12 protein-coding genes and 1 pseudogene are annotated in these 18627 nt (G+C 63.1%); 5 read left to right on the forward strand and 8 right to left on the reverse strand.

Features of this window, described 5'->3' with window-relative positions:
* Nucleotides 1–74: 74 nt before the first annotated feature.
* From AB0I79_RS54300 to AB0I79_RS54315, 4 genes are all read right to left on the reverse strand, one after another.
* Nucleotides 75–485, reverse strand: coding sequence for an ATP-binding protein (locus tag AB0I79_RS54300; RefSeq protein WP_357892199.1), 411 nt, complete (start codon nt 483–485; stop codon nt 75–77).
* Complete coding sequence (locus AB0I79_RS54305) at nt 478–1176, reverse strand: NUDIX domain-containing protein (RefSeq protein WP_357892202.1); 699 nt, start codon at nt 1174–1176, stop codon at nt 478–480. Before AB0I79_RS54305 ends, AB0I79_RS54300 begins: the two co-directional genes overlap by 8 nt.
* The gene (locus tag AB0I79_RS54310) at nt 1173–1463 is read right to left on the reverse strand and encodes a hypothetical protein (protein ID WP_357892205.1); all 291 of its coding nucleotides are present in this window, start codon (nt 1461–1463) and stop codon (nt 1173–1175) included. Before AB0I79_RS54310 ends, AB0I79_RS54305 begins: the two co-directional genes overlap by 4 nt.
* 447 nt (nt 1464–1910) lie before the next feature.
* A complete protein-coding gene (locus AB0I79_RS54315; RefSeq protein ID WP_357892208.1) occupies nt 1911–2273 on the reverse strand; it encodes a hypothetical protein in 363 nt (120 codons plus the stop codon).
* Between the two features lie 488 nt (nt 2274–2761).
* Between AB0I79_RS54315 and AB0I79_RS54320 the strand changes: the two genes are divergently transcribed.
* Complete coding sequence (locus AB0I79_RS54320) at nt 2762–3784, forward strand: MFS transporter (RefSeq protein ID WP_357892211.1); 1023 nt, start codon at nt 2762–2764, stop codon at nt 3782–3784.
* Nucleotides 3785–4009: 225 nt separating this feature from the next.
* On the forward strand, nt 4010–6187 hold the full coding sequence (locus tag AB0I79_RS54325) for a peptidase domain-containing ABC transporter (RefSeq protein WP_357892214.1): 2178 nt from the start codon (nt 4010–4012) through the stop codon (nt 6185–6187).
* 273 nt (nt 6188–6460) lie between these two features.
* On the opposite strand, the pseudogene AB0I79_RS54330 reads toward AB0I79_RS54325, so the two are convergent.
* Nucleotides 6461–7245: pseudogene (locus AB0I79_RS54330) on the reverse strand (IS5 family transposase).
* Between the two features lie 503 nt (nt 7246–7748).
* Between AB0I79_RS54330 and AB0I79_RS54335 the strand changes: the two are divergent.
* The 3 genes from AB0I79_RS54335 to AB0I79_RS54345 all read left to right on the forward strand — a co-directional run bounded on the left by AB0I79_RS54335 (nt 7749) and on the right by AB0I79_RS54345 (nt 15912).
* On the forward strand, nt 7749–8588 hold the full coding sequence (locus AB0I79_RS54335) for an IS5 family transposase (protein WP_357892216.1): 840 nt from the start codon (nt 7749–7751) through the stop codon (nt 8586–8588).
* A 685-nt stretch (nt 8589–9273) separates the two neighbouring features.
* The gene (locus AB0I79_RS54340; protein ID WP_357892219.1) at nt 9274–14964 is read left to right on the forward strand and encodes a LamG-like jellyroll fold domain-containing protein; all 5691 of its coding nucleotides are present in this window, start codon (nt 9274–9276) and stop codon (nt 14962–14964) included.
* Nucleotides 14965–15057: 93 nt separating this feature from the next.
* Entirely contained in the window at nt 15058–15912 is an 855-nt protein-coding gene (locus tag AB0I79_RS54345; RefSeq protein WP_357892221.1) for a hypothetical protein, read from the forward strand.
* 155 nt (nt 15913–16067) lie between these two features.
* On the opposite strand, the gene AB0I79_RS54350 is transcribed toward AB0I79_RS54345, so the two are convergent.
* Genes AB0I79_RS54350 through AB0I79_RS54360 form a run of 3 tightly spaced genes read right to left on the reverse strand, consistent with a single transcriptional unit; the run spans nt 16068 to nt 17856 of the window.
* Complete coding sequence (locus AB0I79_RS54350) at nt 16068–16679, reverse strand: hypothetical protein (protein ID WP_357892224.1); 612 nt, start codon at nt 16677–16679, stop codon at nt 16068–16070.
* 50 nt (nt 16680–16729) lie between these two features.
* Nucleotides 16730–17098, reverse strand: coding sequence for an integrase core domain-containing protein (locus AB0I79_RS54355; protein ID WP_357892227.1), 369 nt, complete (start codon nt 17096–17098; stop codon nt 16730–16732).
* The gene (locus tag AB0I79_RS54360) at nt 17095–17856 is read right to left on the reverse strand and encodes a hypothetical protein (protein ID WP_357892229.1); all 762 of its coding nucleotides are present in this window, start codon (nt 17854–17856) and stop codon (nt 17095–17097) included. Before AB0I79_RS54360 ends, AB0I79_RS54355 begins: the two co-directional genes overlap by 4 nt.
* Between the last annotated feature and the right edge of the window lie 771 nt (nt 17857–18627).

Genomic DNA, 18627 nt, shown 5'->3' on the forward strand with positions numbered 1-18627 from the left:
GCAGCAACGCTGTCCGTTTCATTGGTTCCTTTCATGAGAGGTGAACAAGAAGGAGAACGTGGTCATGATCGGGCTCAGCCCCAGCACTTGGCGGCTGCACTGATCGTCGTGCCGGCGCCGGGCACGCTATGGACCGACAGGCCGCCGCCCAGCTCGGCGAAGGCAGCCCGCATCCGGGCGATCCCGCTGCCGGTCGGCACCTTCGCCCGGTCGAATCCGGTGCCGTCGTCGCTGACCGTCATGCGTAGAACATGCTCGGCGGTGTAGGTGATCGCGATGGACACCAGCTTGGCTCCGCTGTGGCGCTCGACGTTCGAAAGGGCCTCGCTCAGTGCTGTCGTCAGGCAGTTCGTGGCGCGAAGCGACAGATCCGTGCGGGGCAGGGCCCAGATCTCGAGCCCGATTCTGGTCCGTCCGGACCAATCGGTCAGATAGTGGAGCGCTGCAGCAGCCGTCCCGGCCGGTGAATGTGTTGCTTCAAGCACGGGAGCGCCATTTCCGAGGTCGTTGGTGTGCGATTCCCGGGGCGAAGGGACCGTCCAGGGCGGCCCACTGCAGCAGCATGATCGTCTTAGCGTCGGCGATCTCGCCGGTGCGGACCATGTCAAGGGCACGGTCGTACGGCAGCTCGACGACCTGGATGTCCTCGTCCTCGGCCGCTACCCCGCCTCCGGGGCCATGCCGAGTGTCGCGGTTGTACGGGGCGGCGTAGAAGTGCACGCGCTCGGTGACGGAGCCAGGGCTCATGTAGACGTCGAAGACGTGCCGTACCGGCCCGATGACGTGGCCGGTCTCCTCGGCGGCCTCCCGCCGGATGGCGTCTTCCGGACTCTCGTCGTCGAGGAGCCCGGCCGCCGTCTCCAGCAGCATGCCGTCCGGGTGGCCGTTGACGTAGGCCGGATAGCGGAACTGGCGGGTCAGCAGGACGGTCGCGCGATCGGTGTCGTAGAGCAGTACGGTAGCGCCGTTGCCGCGGTCGTAGGTCTCCCGCTGCTGGGTGCTCCAGTCGCCGTCGGCGCGCCGGTAGTCGAAAGTCGTCGTCCGCAGCACCGACCAGTGACATGACAGCACCCGCACCTCGCGGATCCGTACGCGCGGGTTTCCCTTGAGGTCCCATCCGGCGCGATCCAGGCCGGTACGGCCGCGGGCGTCCGGGATATCGATGCCCGCGGTCATGACCGGACCGGTTCCGGACGGGTGGCGACCAGTGGCCGCCAACGGATGACGCCGCGCCGGCGGGCGGCGAAGGCGAGCTTCACGCTGATCGCGGCCATGCCGAGCATGGACAGCGGCCGGCACAGGTCCCGCACCATCAAGCTGGTCACCGCCCCTGTCAGCGTGCCGGCGGTCGGCCCGAGCCTGGCCCGGCGCACAGCGCCGGCACTGATCGACTCAGGGCCACTGGCGGGCGTGTCGTCGATCGCACGAGGTCTGGACGGTTGGTCGGTGATGAATAAGCTCATGACAGATTCCTCTTCGTCGGGGCCTCCGATCCGTGATCGCCTTCAGGGCGTGGTGTCGAGGCGGAACAGGGCTGGTGCGTTGCTTACGAGAGATGCCTAGGTGCCAAGGTGAACAGAGTGCTAAGTGCGGCCACGTCGGCCCGCCGACCCGCTGGGCGGTCGGCGGCATCAGCGTTCCAGAGCCCCGCACGCGGTAAAAGCAGCAGGAACGACTGAAAAGCTGAAATTCCTGCCATCGCCACGGTTGAGCGCGCACGCCGACCTCCCAAAGGAGGCCCTCCAGGTTCGGTGACATGACCGTCCTGGCCCTTAACCGTGGGTACGCGTTCAAGCGCGGAACGCTCTGAGGGCGTTCGGAATCCACCACAGGTGACGCCTGGCCGTCGACGACTTCCCGGCGGTATCGACGGGTTCGCACGGTGTCGTGTCCACGGTGAGCGTTTGGACTCAGGCGGCCAAGTAGCCCGGGATGTCCTCGACACGATGGTAGACGGGCAGACCGCGTTCGGTCGCGATCCGTACGTCCTCGTCGGCACCGGTGGACTCGCCCGGCAGCCGAAGAACCGCGTCACAGTACCGGAGCAGCCGCTCCGCGGTGGGATACATGATCTGCGCTGCCACAGGATCGGCCGGCCCGGTGCCACCCGCGCCACGCAGCACGGGCAGAGCCACCCACTCCCCGATCATTGGGACGTGGCCGCTGCGGAAGATCGGCCATGCCGCCTCCTCCAACCGGGCCAGGTTGTTCGCCATCAGTTCCGGATCATCGTTTGTGCCGGAACGGTAGGGCCCGGCGATCAGAATCATCATGGTGCCGAACTATACTAGGAACTAGCCGGAAGAAACAAGAAAAAACGTGCAGTCGGCCTCTTGGGGTCCTGGGCCGCTGTTGAGGCGTCTCATACCTGCCAAGCCTGTCACCTGCGCTATGGCCAGCTTGAGGCGATCAACGCGGCCTCCCGATTCGCCGCCCTACTACCAACAGGGATTCGGCATGGCTACTCGCACAACGTGCAGAATCGCGCGAAAGAAGCCCACAATATGGTCCTCAGCTCATACCGACGACTGCTCAAGATCCCAGGGGTCGCCACGTTGCTGCTGGTCGGCATGCTGGCCCGGATCCCGGCTACAGCCACGACGGTCACGCTGACTCTGCACGTGGCCACGACGCTCGACCTTGGCTACGTCAAGGCGGGGTTGATCACCATGGCAAGCACGATCGGCATCGCGATCGGGTCGCCGGTCTCGGAAGGCTTGTGGACAGGTACGGTCTGCGTCCTGTTGTCATCGTTACGGCGATGGCGCGGGCCACCTATTGGGCATGTGCCTGGTGGCTGCCGTTCCCCGCGCTGGCCGGAGCGGCCACGACGGCCGGGCTGCTGGGGCTGCCCGTTTACAGCGTGACCCGGCAGTGCCTTGCCGCCATGGTGCCTGAACAGCAGCGGCATGTCGGTTTCACGCTCGACTCCATGCTTGTCGAGTTGTCTTACATGGCGGGCCCGGCCTTGGCCGTGGCGAGCATGACCACGTTGGGCAGCGGCGCGACGATGATGATCATCGGAGGCAGCCTGGCCATCGCAGGTCTGGCCCTGATCATGCTGAGCCCACTCATCCGCTCCACTGCCGAGGAGGTCGAACACCGGGAACGGGCCGGAAGCACACCCAGGCGGCAGTGGTTCACCCCCGCTTTTGCAGCCTTGCTGGGCGCGGCGATGGCCGCCATGTTCATCCTCACCGCCACTGAGCTGGCCCTGGTCGCCACGATGACCCACGCCCATCAGACCGCGTGGACCGGCCTGGCGATCGCCATCTGGTGTGCGTACTCTCTGGTCGGCGGGTTCGTCTACGGCGGCCTGCGGCGTGGTTTCTCCCCCCTCACCCTCACCGCCGTCATGGGTCTGCTGACTGTGCCTGTGGGCTTGGCGAGCGGCGACTGGCGTTGGCTACTTCTCGCCCTCCTTCCGTCCGGCATGCTTGTGGCGCCGGTGCTGGCCTCCACCATGGACATGATCAGCAAATTGGTCCCCCCGCGGACCAGGGGAGAGGCCATCGGTTTCCATGGCACGGCGCTCCTGATCGGTGGCGCCGCCACAGCGCCCATCTCCGGGGTGGTCATTGACGGACTCGGCCCTGAGTGGGCGTTCACGGTGGCCGGGCTGGGAGGTATGGCCATGGTGCTGGCCGTACCGCCACTCTGGCGTCGCCGTGCAGCAAGGACTATCAGCGCGCCGGTCGCGGAGTTTGAGGAGGTGAGGGGAGCGTCAGGTCCTCCGCAACCTCTCCTGTCCGGTGAACGATGCGCCTCCCTGTATGAACATTAATGCATGTTTATACGTGATCTTACTGAAGTCTATTTGCATGTTCTTGCATGCGATGTCTGGCGTTGACGACGTCGTTCAACCTCGTCCTGAGAGTTTTTCTTGTGCGCGGATTGATCTCCACGTCGCAATGCCGCAGTCAGAAGCGTTGCCACATGGTCCGCGAGCGTCATGGTTGCCAGGCACTACAAGCCATCGCCAAGGGGTGTTCGCAACAGTACGAGCATTATGAGATCACGTCGCGGGAGAGTTCCCGTCAGGTTCCAACACACCCCCACCGAGTGTGGTCCCGCCTGCCTGGCCATGATTCTGAGTGCGTACGGACGTCACGTGAGCGTACGCGAGCTGGCCGACGAGTTGGGGGCAGGACGCGACGGTACGACGGCGTTGAGCTTGGTCAGAGCGGCCCGCGGCCACGGCTTGATCACCCGGGCCTTCTCCATCCCGGCTGACGCATTGCCGCGGGTACCGCTGCCTGCCATCGCGTACTGGCAGGACAGGCATTACGTCGTGATCGAAGGACGGCGACGCCAAAGTGTGGACATCGTCGATCCTGGCGTCGGACGCCGGAGGATCACCGAGGCGGAGTTCGCTCGTGACTTCAGCGGGACAGTGCTGGTCTTCGAGCCCGGTCCCGGATTCCGGCGTGCGCGCGGGGACGGGCAGGTGGAAGGCGAGGGCCGCTGGCTGCGCCGGTTCGCCAAGTTGATTTTCGCGGGTCGCCGGTCGACGGCCGCTCTGCTGGTGACGATGAGCGTGCTGCTGCAGACACTGGGGTTCGTGCTTCCCGCCGTCACCGAACTCGCGGTCGACCAGGTGCTTCCGCGCGCGGACGAGCAGTTGGTGACGGCACTGGGGCTGGGAGTGCTGGTGGTGTTCGTCGCCCACCTCTTGGGCGGGTGGCTGCGCGGACGGGCGATGGTAAGTCTCAAGGTCCGAGCCGATGTCACTCTCATGAGCGTCACCGGCCAGCGGTTGCTGGCGGCGCCGTTCCGGTTCTTCGCGCTACGCGGCTCGACGGACCTGGTCAACCGTGTGTTGGCGAGTTCGTTGATCAGAGAGGTGCTCACTGGACAAGTGCTGCTCTCGTTGCTGGACGGCCCTCTTGCGGCAGGTTATCTGGTCGCGGTCTTCCTGCAGAGCCCGCTGATCGGGGCCTGGTTGGTCGCGTTCGCCCTGGCGCAAGTGGGCGTGCTGATGTTCACTCGCCGGCGGATCTCGGACCTGTCGCATCGGGAGACCGACGCGCACAGCACGGCACAGAACCAGCTGATCGAGTTCGTCCGCGGGATCGAGAGCGTCAAGGCATCCGGGGCGGAATCCCGGGTCCGGCGGCGGTGGGAGGCGGCACTGGAGGTTCAGGCAGGTCATGCGAGGCGCGGTGGCCTGGCACGGGCCGGGCAGGAGACACTGCTCGGTGCGTTGCGCTTTGCCGCACCGCTGGCGTTGGTGTGGGTGGGGGTCCAGCAGGTCGCCGCCGGGCAGATGACATTGGGGGCGATGCTGGGCGTTCAGGCGCTTGCCGCCGCAGCGCTGGCGCCGCTGGGCTCGCTGGCCGGCACTGTGCAGGCGCTGCAGGTCAGCCGGCCTCATGTCGCTCGCCTGGCCGACATCTGGCAGGTCGAGGCCGAGCCGATGCCCACGGACGCGGTCACTCAAGTGCTGGCCGGCGGCATCACACTCGACGACATCGGCTTCCGCTACGGTCCCGATGCGCCGTGGGTGGTACGGCATGTGACCGTCAAAGTGCGGCCCGGGCAGAAAGTGGCCGTGGTCGGAACGTCCGGCTCCGGCAAGAGCACGCTGGGACGGCTGCTTCTGGGGCTGCTCACGCCGAGCGAGGGCGAGATCCGCTATGACGGCATCCCGATGTCCCGCTTCGACGCGGGCGCACTGCGTCGTCAGTTCGGCGTCGTACCCCAGGAGCCCGTGCTGTTCACCGGGACGATCTTCGAGAATATCGCGCTCAACGTGCCGGACGCCTCGATGGCGGAGGTGATCGAGGCGGCCAGGGCAGCCCTGATCCATGACGAGATCGCCGCCATGCCCATGGGCTACCACACACGGCTGACCGACGGCAGTGGGTTGTCCGGCGGGCAGCGCCAGCGGGTGGCGCTGGCGCGTGCGCTGGTGTCCCGCCCCAAAATCCTGCTCATGGACGAGGCCACCAGCCAACTCGATAGTGTGACCGAAGCAGCGATCGAGGCGAGCCTGCGGATGTTCGACCGGACCAGGATCGTCATCGCCCACCGGCTGAGTACCATCTTGGATGCCGACCTGGTTCTCGTCATGGATCAGGGTCGGATCGTCGAGGCCGGCACCTGCGAAGAGCTCACAAGCCGTAAGGGGTACTACGCGCGCCTTGTCGCCGTGCAGAGCGTCCGAGGGCCGGTCGGCGGTGGGTGAGGCGGCGGTCCAAGAGATCGATCAGCGTTGGACAAATCACTTCAAGGTCTCACAAGCCGGTGACAACGCCCTCCCGCCAAGATCTTGCCCTGCAAGCAGTCCGGTGATCGGAAGGAAGGACCTTTCACGAATGGTGCACAGAGCACTCTGCTGCGGGACATCTCCGCCCTCGGCATGGAGCTGAACGAGAGCCAGCTGAACGGCATCAGCGGCGGGCTCCCGCCGGTGAAGCCCTGGGAGTCTAAGTGGGCGTTTGATTTGTAGGTGTTCGTCCTAGTACGTTCCTCGCCAGGTTGGGGTGGATTCGTCGGTGATGCGCTTGCTGGCATTGTCGATCATCGCTATGTGTATCATGGCCTCGGAGCTGGCGGGCAGGGTCTCGTAGTCGCGGGCAAGGCGGCGGTGGAGCATGAGCCAGCCGAAGGTGCGCTCGATCACCCAGCGTCGCTTGAGGACGTGGAAGCCACGGGTTTCGGGGTCGCGATGGACAATCTCGGCGTTGACTCCGAGAGTGGCGGCGTGTTCGGCGAACTGATTCTTGAAACCGGTGTCGACCCAGGTCGCAGCCAGAGTGGGGTAGGCGCCCTTGGCCTGGTCGAGGACCTGGATGCCGGCCTGGTTTTCCGAGACGGAGGCGGCGCAGACGACCACGGCGAGGAGTAGGCCGAGGGCATCGGTGGCTACGCTCCGCTCGCGTCCGACGATCTTCTTTGCGGCGTCGGTGCCCTGTGAGGCGGTCGGCGGGTTGTTAGAGGTCTTGATCGTCTGGGTGTCGATGACGGCCGCGGTGGGTTGGGGGTCGCGTCCTTCCTTGACGCGGGCCAGGCCAGTGAGGTCGTAGTTGAGCTGGGCGAAGATGCCCTCATCGCGCCAGGCGGCGTAGTAGGAGTAGACGGTGCCGTGGGGTGGGAAGTCGTGCGGGAGTAGGCCCAGGCGACGCCGGTCCGGTTCAGATACAAGATCGCGTTGAAGATGTCTCGCAAGTCAGTGGGCGCGGGTGCGCCGGTTGGACGGCGGTCGAGCCGGGCCTGTCGCCAGGCGGTGAGGGTCGGTTCGATTAAGGCCTAGCGGGCGTCGGAGATGTCGGAGCGGTACGGGCGTCGGGGGTTCATATCCGAGCCCTACGCCCAACCCTTCGTAATGCCTGGCATCTGCCGAAACATGGCGTGTCCAGGACATGTCTACGCCAGACGGAATCGGGAGCTGCTCGTCTCACGAAACAGACATCAAGGAAGCCCGCCCGGACTTGCATATACATGGATGCTCCGCAAAGTGCGCGAATCGCTCGACAGGCATAACAGGGCAGGCTGTCACAGAACATACCTAAACGCCCTCTAAGTGGGCGTTTAGGTATGGTTGATGAGAGTATGCCCGCTCTGCGCTCACGGTCTTTTGTGCTGTTTGCCCGGTGGGCGTAGATTTGTCTAGTCAGCGCGGCCGGTGCGAGCGCCCGTTTAATTACCAAATACTCCACGGATTGCGTCTCGTCTAAAAATGCGGCGGAGCCTCCCGAACAGCCAGGGACCACTACCGATCACAATTATCGGGTAGAGGTTCCACCATGAACCAGCGAAAGCCCTATCTCAGCGACATATCCGCTGCCCGCTGGGCTCTCATCGAGCCCACCTTAACCGCCTGGCGCCAGGCCAGACTCGACCGCCGGCCGACCGGCCAACCCGCCTCGCACGACCTGCGAGACATCTTCAACGCGATTCTCTATGTCAACCGCACGGGAATCGCCTGGAAATACCTGCCGCACGACTTCCCGCCATGCAACACCGTCTACGCCTACTACGCCGCCTGGCGCGATGAGGGAATTTTCGCGCAGCTCAATTACGAGTTGACCGGCCTGGCCCGCGTCAAGGAAGGCCGCCAGGCCGAACCGACCGCGTGCGTGATGGACACCCAGAGCATCAAGACCTCCACCAGCGTGCCCCTCACCAGCCAAGGAACCGACGCCGCGAAGAAGATCGTCGGCCGCAAGCGCGGCATCGTCACCGACACACTCGGTCTCATCCTCGCCGTGGCCGTCGCCGCCGCCGGCCTGTCCGACAACGTGATCGGAACGAAACTACTCAGCCAAACCAAAACCACCTATCCGTCGATATCAAAAACCTGGGTAGACACCGGCTTCAAGAACACCGCAATCGAACACGGAGCCACGTTAGGCATCGACGTCGAAGTTGTCTCAAGAAAACCTGACACTCGCGGATTCCAAGTCGTCAAACGCCGCTGGGTCGTCGAAAGAAGCCTGGGCTGGCTCATGCTATACCGCCGTTTAGCCCGCGATTACGAAACTCTTCCCACGAGCTCCCAAGCCATGATCTACCTCGCGTCGATCAACAACTTGACCAAGCGCATAACGGGCGAAATAACGCCAACCTGGCGAGGCGCCTACTAGGACATAAGCCGCAATCTACTCAAAACAAACGCCCACTGAGGCCGCATGTTCCACCGGCAGCCAGTGCGGCCTTGGTACAGCAGGGCGTTGACGATCTCCCGCATCTCGTACTTGCCCTGGTGGCTGCTGACCGAGGGGTGCGCGGCCTTCCAGGCTGCGATGACCGGGTCGATCAGAGCTCACCGGTCATCGGATAAGTCGCTCGCGTATGGCTTGCGATCACTCACGCCGTCATCCCGGCACACCCACATCCACCAGGCAGGCATAACGCTACAGATTCACTCAACCACATTGTGGCATCACGGGTATGACCTCGCGAATCGCCCTCTGCGGCGGCGATAGGCCCGCAGCGAACAGCGCGACATCCTCCAAGGGGTTCACACTTGACTCGCGCTGCCGGGTCAGACCACCACCATCCAGATACCGCAGTCTTTCAACCTCTGTAGCAGCTCCCAGCCGTCGCGATTCCGATTGGGGCCGCAGCGGATGTACGGGCGAACCGCCCCGGTCACGGTGCGCGTTTAGGAAGTGACAAATACCAAATCACATTTGCCCCCGCCATCGTAAATGCAGGCTGGATCGTTACAGGTTCTCTCGACCCTTTGTCGTGATGTTTCTCATATTGCCTGTCGATCTTGGTGAAAGGTAAAGCTTGTTTGTTGTTTCGTGTCACAACATATTGAGGATGTCAGTGTACAAGTTAGTCAACGCAGCGGGCCGACCGAGGCCGACCCGCCGCCACCTCGCCTTAGGAACAGCGCTCACAGTAGCGGCGTCGCTACTGGTAGCGGGTGCGTCCGGCGTAGCGCAGGCCGATCCAGAACCCACCAATCCGGCAACTCCTGCGGTGACCACGTTCCCGCGTCCTGCCGATCCTGACGCGCCACTCAGAGCGGTGATCGCTGAAGCGAAGAAGCAGAATAAGCCGGTTGCGGTCGAAGAGGTGTACACCGAATCGTCTCGTACCTGGGCCTATCCCGATGGGCATGTGACGGTGCAGTCATATGCGGGCCCGTCGCAACTCAAACAAGGCGATGGTTCGTGGGCGTGGATCGATACTTCTCTGGTGGAGAAGGATGGCGTCCTGAAGCCCAAGCTGGCCAAGGCCGATGTGCAGTTCTCGCTGGGTGGGGATGCTCCGTTCGCTTCCCTGGAACGGGATAAGGGTCAGCGGTTCGCGCTGTCGTGGCTGAAGGATCTGCCGCAGCCCAAGGTAGAGGGCAATGTCGCCACCTACGTCGATGCGGCTGGCTCCGGCGCGGATCTCGTCCTCACCGCGCTGCCCGACGGTTTCCGGCATGACGTCATCCTGCGGGAGCGTCCATCCAAGCCGGTGGAGATCCGCATCCCGGTCGAGACGGACAATCTCAGCTTCAGCAAGTCCAAGGACGGCATGCTGAAGTTGGCCGACGAGTCCGGAGCCGTGGTCGCGCAGGCTCCCGCTCCCGTCATGACCGAAGCTCCCGCCGCTGCCAACGCGGCTGCCGTCACTGGGGGAGGGCAGGTGGCGCAGGCGCAGTCTTCGGTCGAGATCGCCACCCGGGTTGAGCAGGGAGGCAAGGGCAAGAGCACGCTGGTGCTCACTCCCGATCCCAAGTGGTTGGCCGACCCGGACACGCAGTATCCGGTCGTGGTGGATCCGACCACCACACTGACGTTGCAGTCGAACTTCTACCTGTACTACAGCTGCGGCACCAGCTCCATCATGAGCGGTAACGTGCTGTGGGCGGGTAGCTCGCAATCCAGTTGCGCCGCCACGCAGCCGGTCAGCCACCTGCGCACCTACCTGGACTTCGATACCACCGCTATCGTCGGGCGCGCGGTCGGCTCGGCTCAGCTGGAGTTGTACGCCTCGCGGATGTATAACGGCTGCTCCTACACCGGAGCGCTGAAGGTGTCGCGGCTCGTCTCCGACTGGGGCACGGGCGCCGAAGCCAACCCGACGCGTAACTGGGCCAACAAGCCGAAGGTCGCCGAGGCCGGCTCGCAGCTGCAGGTGTGCCCGGCCTACAGCTCGATTCCCCGTGCGGTGACCTGGGAGATCAAGGACATCGCCAACGCCTGGGCGACCGGAGCCACCGACTACGGCCTGCAGATCCGCGGCGAGAACGAGATCCAGGACACCTCGGCCGGCACGCCGGGCTGGGTCGAGTTCGACTCCTCCTACAAGACCGGGGGCCGGCCGCCTAAGCTGACGGTCAGTTACATGCTGCCGCCGGAGATTCCCACTGTGACGGCCGAGTCCATCGATTCCATAGACGGCACCGATGCGATCGCTCGGGCTCAGAACGTGAAGATTGGCTTCACCTCCAGCGTGCCCGAGGTCACCAACCTCAGCTATACCGTCACCGTCAACGAATCGACCATGGTTCCGCCGCCCACGGCGCCGACGGGCCATGTGGCGCATTGGAAGTTCGACGAGGATACCGGTGCGGCCGGCGCGGCCGATGCCAGCGGCAACGGCCACACCGCCACTTACTCCGGCAGCCGCCGTAAAAGCGTCACAGGCAAACTCGGCTCGGCCATCGAGTTGAACGACATGAGCGGCAGCAACGGCTGCTGCGTCCCCGACGCCTACGCCGCCACCAGCCAGGCGGTGCTCAGCCAGAATTCCAGCTTCTCCATCAGCACTTGGGTCAAGCTGAAGAACAGCGACACCACCCAGTACGTGGCCAGCCAGGACGGAGACCCGTTCGGACTGGCCCTGTACTACCTGAGCACCTCACAGAAGTGGCGGCTGCAGGTCACCGGTGCTGGCGGCTCGACCGGCTACGGAGTCTGGGTCGACACCACCCAGCCCGTCAGAACCGATGCCTGGTCGCACCTCGTTGCGCTGTACGACGCCTCCGCCGGCAAGATCCGGCTCTATGTCGACGGCGCCCTGTCGGCCGAGGCCGACTACCAGCCCTCTGGCACCGTCACCAGCGGTCCCTTCCGCATCGGTGCCAGGAAGGGCGACAGCGGTCTGCAGTACCTGCAGGGCGCGATCGACGACATGCGTCTCTACCGGCGAGCCCTGACCGCCAAGGAGGTCAAAGACCTCTACGGCGAGGTGGCGGCGACCAGCTACAACGCCAAGCCGTCTGGCCAGGTCGTCGAGCAGACCTTCGCCCTGCATAATCCGGCCAGCCTGAAGTTTGTGGTCAAGGCTTGCCGCAGCGGTGTTACCCCATCCTCCTGCAACGAAAGTCCCGCCTACCGCATCACCAGCGACGCGCCCGTGCTTCCGACGGACACTGGGACCGGCATGGCCGACCCTACCCAGCCGATTCTGTCCGGCATGGTCAATCGCCCGTCTGGTGGCCAAGTGACGGCCAAGTACTACCTGTACGACAACAACGGCACTTCCGTCGGCCCGGCACCCCTCGGGATAAGAACGGTCAACGGCGGACAGCGGGCCTCCTTCCAGATTCCGACGAACACTGTGCAGCCTGGCAGCACCTACACCTGGCAGATGAGAGCCTGTGTCGGCGAGGTCAGCTCGGCGCCAGACCCTGACCCGGAGCCCGACCCCACTCCGACCCCAAACCCCGATCTGAAGGCCCGCTGGTCCTTCGACGAGGCAACAGGTACGACGGCGGCGGATGCCTCGGGCAATGACCACACCGTCACGCTCAACGGCGCGGCATGGGCAACCGGCAAGGACCAGTCCGGTGTGCAGCTGAACGGGACCTCCTCCAGCTACGGCGTCACGGATGGGCCGGTGGTTCACACCAACGCCAGCTACACCGTCTCGGGCTGGGCCCGCATCGACAACACCACAGCCGACCACACTCTCGCCAGCCAGGATGGAGCGGTGAACAGCGCCTTCAAGCTCGGCTACGCCCCGGGCGACAAGAAGTGGCGCATGATCACCTACCAGTCCGACACCACGAACGCGACCCCGGTCAGGGCCCTATCCACCCAGAACGCGACCGCCAATCAGTGGACCCATCTGGTCGGCGTCTACGACGCCACTGCTGGCAGGCTCCGCCTGTACGTCAACGGAGTCCTGAACGCTGACGTCGCCTTCACCAGCAACTGGGACGCCACCAGCAACGTGCAGATCGGCCGTAGCAAGGTCAATGGGGCCCTCAACTACTACCTCAAGGGCGGCATCGACGAAGTCCGCCTTTACCAAAGAGCCCTTACCACCCAGGAAATCGGCACCCTCTACGCCAACCCGGCACAGACCCCAACTGCAACGAGTCCGGCAACCACGCAAGAAGTCATCAACGGGCCGGAGGTCTGCACGGCCAAGACAGCGCCCATCAGCTTCACCACCCCCGGCACGCCTCCGCCAGATCAGGAGGAGGACGTCCAGCAGGTGACGCTGGGGAAGGACAGCTTCGTCATCAAGACGGCCAAGACTGATCCGGCCGCTTGCTACGGCGGGCCCTGTACCGCCATCAATTCAAACACCATACAAATCGGCGGCACTGGAACAGACAAGACGGTTACCGTTATAGGTTTCCGACTGGACGAGCTTCCTGACGGTGCCGGAGTGGTGAATGCCGAACTGAAACTCGGCAAGCCGGCGTGTGCGTCTGGTACTTGCCCGGCAGACACCGTGATCACCGCTACGCCGCTCAAGAGTAGCGTCACAGCGGAGACTAAGGGATCCGAATTGGCTGATGATGCCGATCCGACAATCACCCCATTCTCCCTGCCAATCAACAGTATGGAAGCTGATATCGCGGGCAGCGAAGCACAATGGTTACTACTCACCCATAACAAGGATGAGGTCATCACCATTGCCCAGCCGAGCGCTGAAGAACAGCCATCGCTGGCGTTGACCTATCTGCCAGCGGGCCCACCAAGTAAAGTGCTCAACCTGCGCGCCACCGGCGGTGACGCCAGTGCAACGGCCAGCTGGGGACTGCCGGAGTCCAACGGAAGCGTAGCGTTCTTGAACGGCTACGACGTGGAGGTCGTCGAACAAGGTGGGGCAAGGCTCAAAACCCTTGAAGTGAAGGACCCATGGGCCGCCATCAGCGGCCTGACCAACGACGTCACGTACACGATCAAAGTACGGGCCAAAACCGCCTATGGAGTTAGTGAATGGGAAAGCACTTCAGTCGCTACCAAAGCAGTGCCGCCACCACCACCTACCTCAACAGCATGTGTCCTTGAAGCGTCTGGAACAGCTGCAAAGACAGTTACGGCCCCCGCATCGGAGTCCGGGGCCGACGCATACATCGAGCAAGTTAGAGACTATTTCGAGGCCCAGGACGCAGTTCTCCAAGGGCGGGCGGAAAGCATCTGGGACGCGCCCGGCGTCACTCCGGATGCGAACAACACCGCCAAACTCTCCCTCCTTAATCACACTCTGCTACAGGACAGAGAGTCCTTGGAGGGGGCAGGGACTATACTCTCGAACACCACTGTTGATCTGGACCACGTGGTAGTGCAGCAAGACAGCGACGGAATGGTGCGGGTGACTGCTTCTGTCACCCGCACATGGACAAAAAAGTCTTCCGATGGCACGGCGGGAAGTGCCGCGAAGAGGAGTGCGCCAACTGTCGGGGAAGTCGAGCCCAGCACTCCCACCATTTCGGTCTTTGTGCATGACCGTTGCGGCGGGCTCTCAATCATCGATGTTCCCGCAGATTCCGGAAAGGATTCCACTGACTGGCTTGATCCCTGCGGCGGACTCATTTCCGGCAGCTCAGTTCGGGCCGCACAGGCTGCGGCCGATGGACCGATCGAAGTAATCTGCGGGGGCGACAAAGACATCAAGCCGCAATTCAGTACAATTCCAGGACAATACAGCAGATGGTCGTGCTACTGCAAGTTCCCTGGCAGTAACCGAGAGGGCGACAACTGTGAACTTTGGCTGGAGACGCCGTTCCAGGGGGCTGCGGTTGCAAAAGGTATCCAGGTTTACGGAACGGGAAATCTGGGCTGGACCATCCGCAACGCAGGCTTCCTGAAAAATGAGCAACTCCACGCCAATATATTCAGCGCCATCGGAAAGGTCTCCGTCTCTTCCGAATTCCACAAAAAGGCCGAATATAAAGCCTATAATAGCTGGCTTCTCGACAATCTAGAGATGACGGTCACCTCTAAGGCAAAGCTCCGGGCTCAGGGAGGGGAGGTCTCCTTTAGCCACGACAGTGTCAGCTTTACCCCCGGAATCCAGGGGGAGAGCGTCTCAAGCATTTCGAAGAGCAACCGTGGATCAAACTTCTGGCGCGACCCGGAGACCGGCAACAACAACTTTATAGCGGAGTGCTCTCCGCACCTGGCGATGTGCTGGTTTAAGGACGTCCAGCTAGAAGTTGAGATCGCCCTTCGGATACGACTGCACAAAAAGGACCCGCGCTCGTCTACGGGAGAAGTAAAGTCCACGGGCTGGACCCCCTGGAGAGCGGCAGGAGGGTTACTCTCCAGATAGCATATAGTTAGCCATCCTTTAGGGGTGGGGTGCCGCAGGCGCGGCACCCCACCCCTGAAGGTGCTGACCTCCATTATCGAGATAGGAAAATCCATGAGACTTAACTGGTGCAGGGCAATTTCTCTAACGGCAGGTGGCGCTATCGTTGTGGCGGCGATAGGCGCTGTCTTATGGACTCAAGCGTACCCCACATCACGCCTTCAGGAATTCAACTATGTCTGGACCAACGCCTTGCAGGTGGGCCATCCAGAGTATCAAATATGGTCAAAAGGTGATGTCAGTCGACAGCTTTTCGACATTTCGGCGACAGTTGAAGTGGATTCGCACTCACCCTCGATGGTGAAAGGTAATGTCGGTAGCTCTTCCGAAGTGTCGACAAATATGTTAGGTCGAATTACCTTCACCTCGCTTCCACAAAGTCCAATGGGTCGTCATTTGAAGGGGTTTATGGGGGGGCGGGGAAGCGATCTGAAGGCTAAGAATGAGGCTTTTGTGCAGGCAAAAGCGCTCAGATCCAGGGAAATAGCAACAGTGATCGTTGAGCTCGCCAGTCCGCTCTCCGAAGGCAAGCTGGAGGCGTTGACTGATTTCAGCGTACTGGAGTGGAAGCGCTTCTTCCTGTCAGGTCCACAGCCGTTGTCGGGTAAGCCTGTATATTGGTGGCCTGGAAAAGGTGGATGTAGTGCCACGGTTCTTGTAGATCCTCGATGCGACAACCACTCCGCCGTCTCGCAGTTCCGTCAATGGGTGCATCGCCTCAGCGATGAAGATCAAGACAATCTTGCGGAGCTTGGCCTCGATCTGCAATCTTTGCGAGACGCTGCCGCCCAGGGACAAGTCTTTGGCTTTATCGCCAACACGTTCAGTCGCGACCAGGTCCTCAACCTTCTCGCGATGCCAGAAGTCCGCACAGTCCAGATCGTTGAGCATTGGGTGGAGGAGGAGTGAGGGATGACAGGTGTCGATTGACCTGTGGATCACCGGCTGGTTCCTGCGCGACCCTGCGCACCTTGATCCCGATGAACAACCGCCGCCTCCAGGAGCTCACCTGTACCGCTTCAAAATTTGTACACGTGGCCTGAGCTGGTGTTTCTTCGGGTTGGCTAGGCTGTTCGGTGGTACTCATTGATCGCTCCGCTGAGCACCTTTCGGCGCTGAATGCGGCCTTCCAGCGGCACCACAACGTGCTCGTCTTGATCGGGTGGGCGTTGTTGGCGGGACCGGTGCGGGCGGTGCGCGTTGTAATGCTCGGCGTAACAGTTGGCTCGGGGCGTCCGCGGCGGCGTCGTCATCACCGTGACGCCCTCTCCGGCGAAGATCTCATCGAAGACGGTGGTGAACTTGGCGTCCCGATCACGGATGAGAAATCTGAATGAGCCGGGCCTCCGCCCGAGGTTCATGAGCAGGTTGCGGGCCTGCTGGGCTGTCCACGCGCCGGTGGGGTTGGCGGTCACGCCCAGGATGTGGACGCGCCGTGTCACCACCTCCATCATGAACAACACGTACAGGCGTCTCAAGAAGATCGTGTCGACCTGGAAGAAGTCGCAGGCGAGCAGCGCTTTCGCTTGCAGGCGTAGAAAGGTCCGCCAGGAGGTGTCGAGGCTGCGGGGAGTCGGACTGTGCCGGCGTGAACGCAGGATCCGTCGCACGGTTGCCGCACTGACCTGCAAGCCGAGCCGAACCAGTTCACCGTGTACCCGCCGAAACCCCCACATTGGGTTCTCCTGTGCCGCTCGAATATTGAGTTACGTGGTCTGAGCTGCGGTTAAGCGGCGTGGTGGTATTCGTTGATCGTGCCTGTGGCGACGGGTTTTCGGCGGACGATCCGCTGGTCGTTGAGGTCGGTTACGTCGCGGGCGGGCTGGGTTGCGATGTCCGGGGGACGTTGGTGCCTGGACTGGTGCGGCCGGTGCCCGTTGTAGTGGATCAGGTACTCCTGAAGCACAAGGGCCAGGTGGCGTTCGTTGAGGATCAGGATCCGGTCGAGGAGTTCGCGGCGTAGGGTGCCGATGACGCGCTCGCAGATGGCGTTTATTCTCGGCGTCCGCGGCAGCGTGGTGATGTCCCGCAGCCCTTCAGAAGTGAAGACCTCGCGGAAGGCGGAGGTGAAGAGCGAGTCTCGATCGTGGATCACGAACCGCAGCCCGGAGAGCGGTCACCAAGATCCATCATGAGATTGCGGGCCTGCTGCACTGTCCATGCCCCGGTTGGGTGCGCGGCTACTCCGGCAAGGTGCAGTCTCCGGGTGCCGTGCTCGATGAAGACCAGCACGTACAGGCGTTTGAGCATCATCGTCTCGACCACGAGGAAGTCGCAGGCAACGATCGCGTGGGCTTGAGCGGTCAGGAACTGTCGCCAGGTCGGCCCGGCCCGGCGGGGTGCCGGATCGATACCGGCTATGTGCAGGATCTCCCACACCGTGGAGGCCGCGATCGGATAGCCCAGGCGCGCCAACTCGCCTTGGATTCTCCGGTGCCCCCAGGTCGGGTTCTCCCACGCCATCCGAACGATCAGTCTCTTGACGGGTTGACGGGTGCGGGGCCGTCCCGGGCACCGCCTGTTGGTGAAGGCCCACTTACGGGATACCAGGTGACGATGCCAACGCAGGATCGTCGCTGGAGTGACCGGGAAGATTTTCGTCCGCTGGTGGCGGCAGATCAGCCGCGATAGCGCTGCAAGCCGGAGCCGGTCGGCGTGGTCCCACTGCGGCCGGCCGGCGAGTTGGCGGCGGAGCACCTGGTTTTCGTGACGAAGAACCAGCAGCTCAACGTCCTTGGACAGATCAGCGCGAACCAGGATTGTCAGCAGGCCGAAGAGGTTCCTCAGCAATCGATAGACCAGCGACAACAACACTTCGCGATGGTCGCAGTCGCTGCCCTGAACGCGCAGCAAAACCCCAGTTCACAGCACGAGACCGTATTTTCGAGCAGGACACCAGCCGCATCAAGAGCCGCCTCGACGACCCCAGCGTCCCCGATGCGGCTGGCTCGTCGGCCAGACTGGCGAGGCGGCCCGTCTGCTGGGCAATGTCGGCGCGCACCCGCTCGTGCAGGTTGCCTGCCCTGCGCGAGCGAGATGGTCACAGGGCGCTTTGTGTCGGCGGGCCGGCCCCGGCCGCTACAGCCGGGAAGATGAACACCCTGCTGTCCAAGAACCATGGCATTCACCGCAGTGGTCACCATGTGCTGCGCCGTCACATTTGCGCGACACCGCGCTGGGCCGCGCTCGGTTCGCGCTCCCCAACAGGGAGCAGCGGCGCAAGCGCTGACCCGAGGCCCGATCTCCGCTCGCTCCAAATATGGCCGAGGGCGGCGGGTTGATCACGAGACGGCAGACGTCGAACAGGAACTGGCGGGCTACAAGACTGAACAGATCTCTTCGATCTCTACGAATACATGGTTCCAAGGACGACACGACGGAGCCAAGAGTCTTGCGAGTACAAGTCGTTGGGACCGATCGAGTTCGAAGCTACGCCGAACGAGATCGTCAAGATCCGCGCCGCCTTGAGGTTGCGCCCACGGGAGTGGTGTACGGGTTGGAGCGCATGCCGAGCACTCTGACCGATCTCTAATAGCTGGTGCCAGCATGGCTGGGGTGCGGGAGCCATTTCCGGGAAGCTATGATGCAATGGTTGTACAGGGCGGCCGTGCTCGGTGCGTGCTC

The organism is Nonomuraea sp. NPDC050202, from assembly GCF_040656115.1.
Taxonomy (GTDB): Bacteria; Actinomycetota; Actinomycetes; order Streptosporangiales; family Streptosporangiaceae; genus Nonomuraea.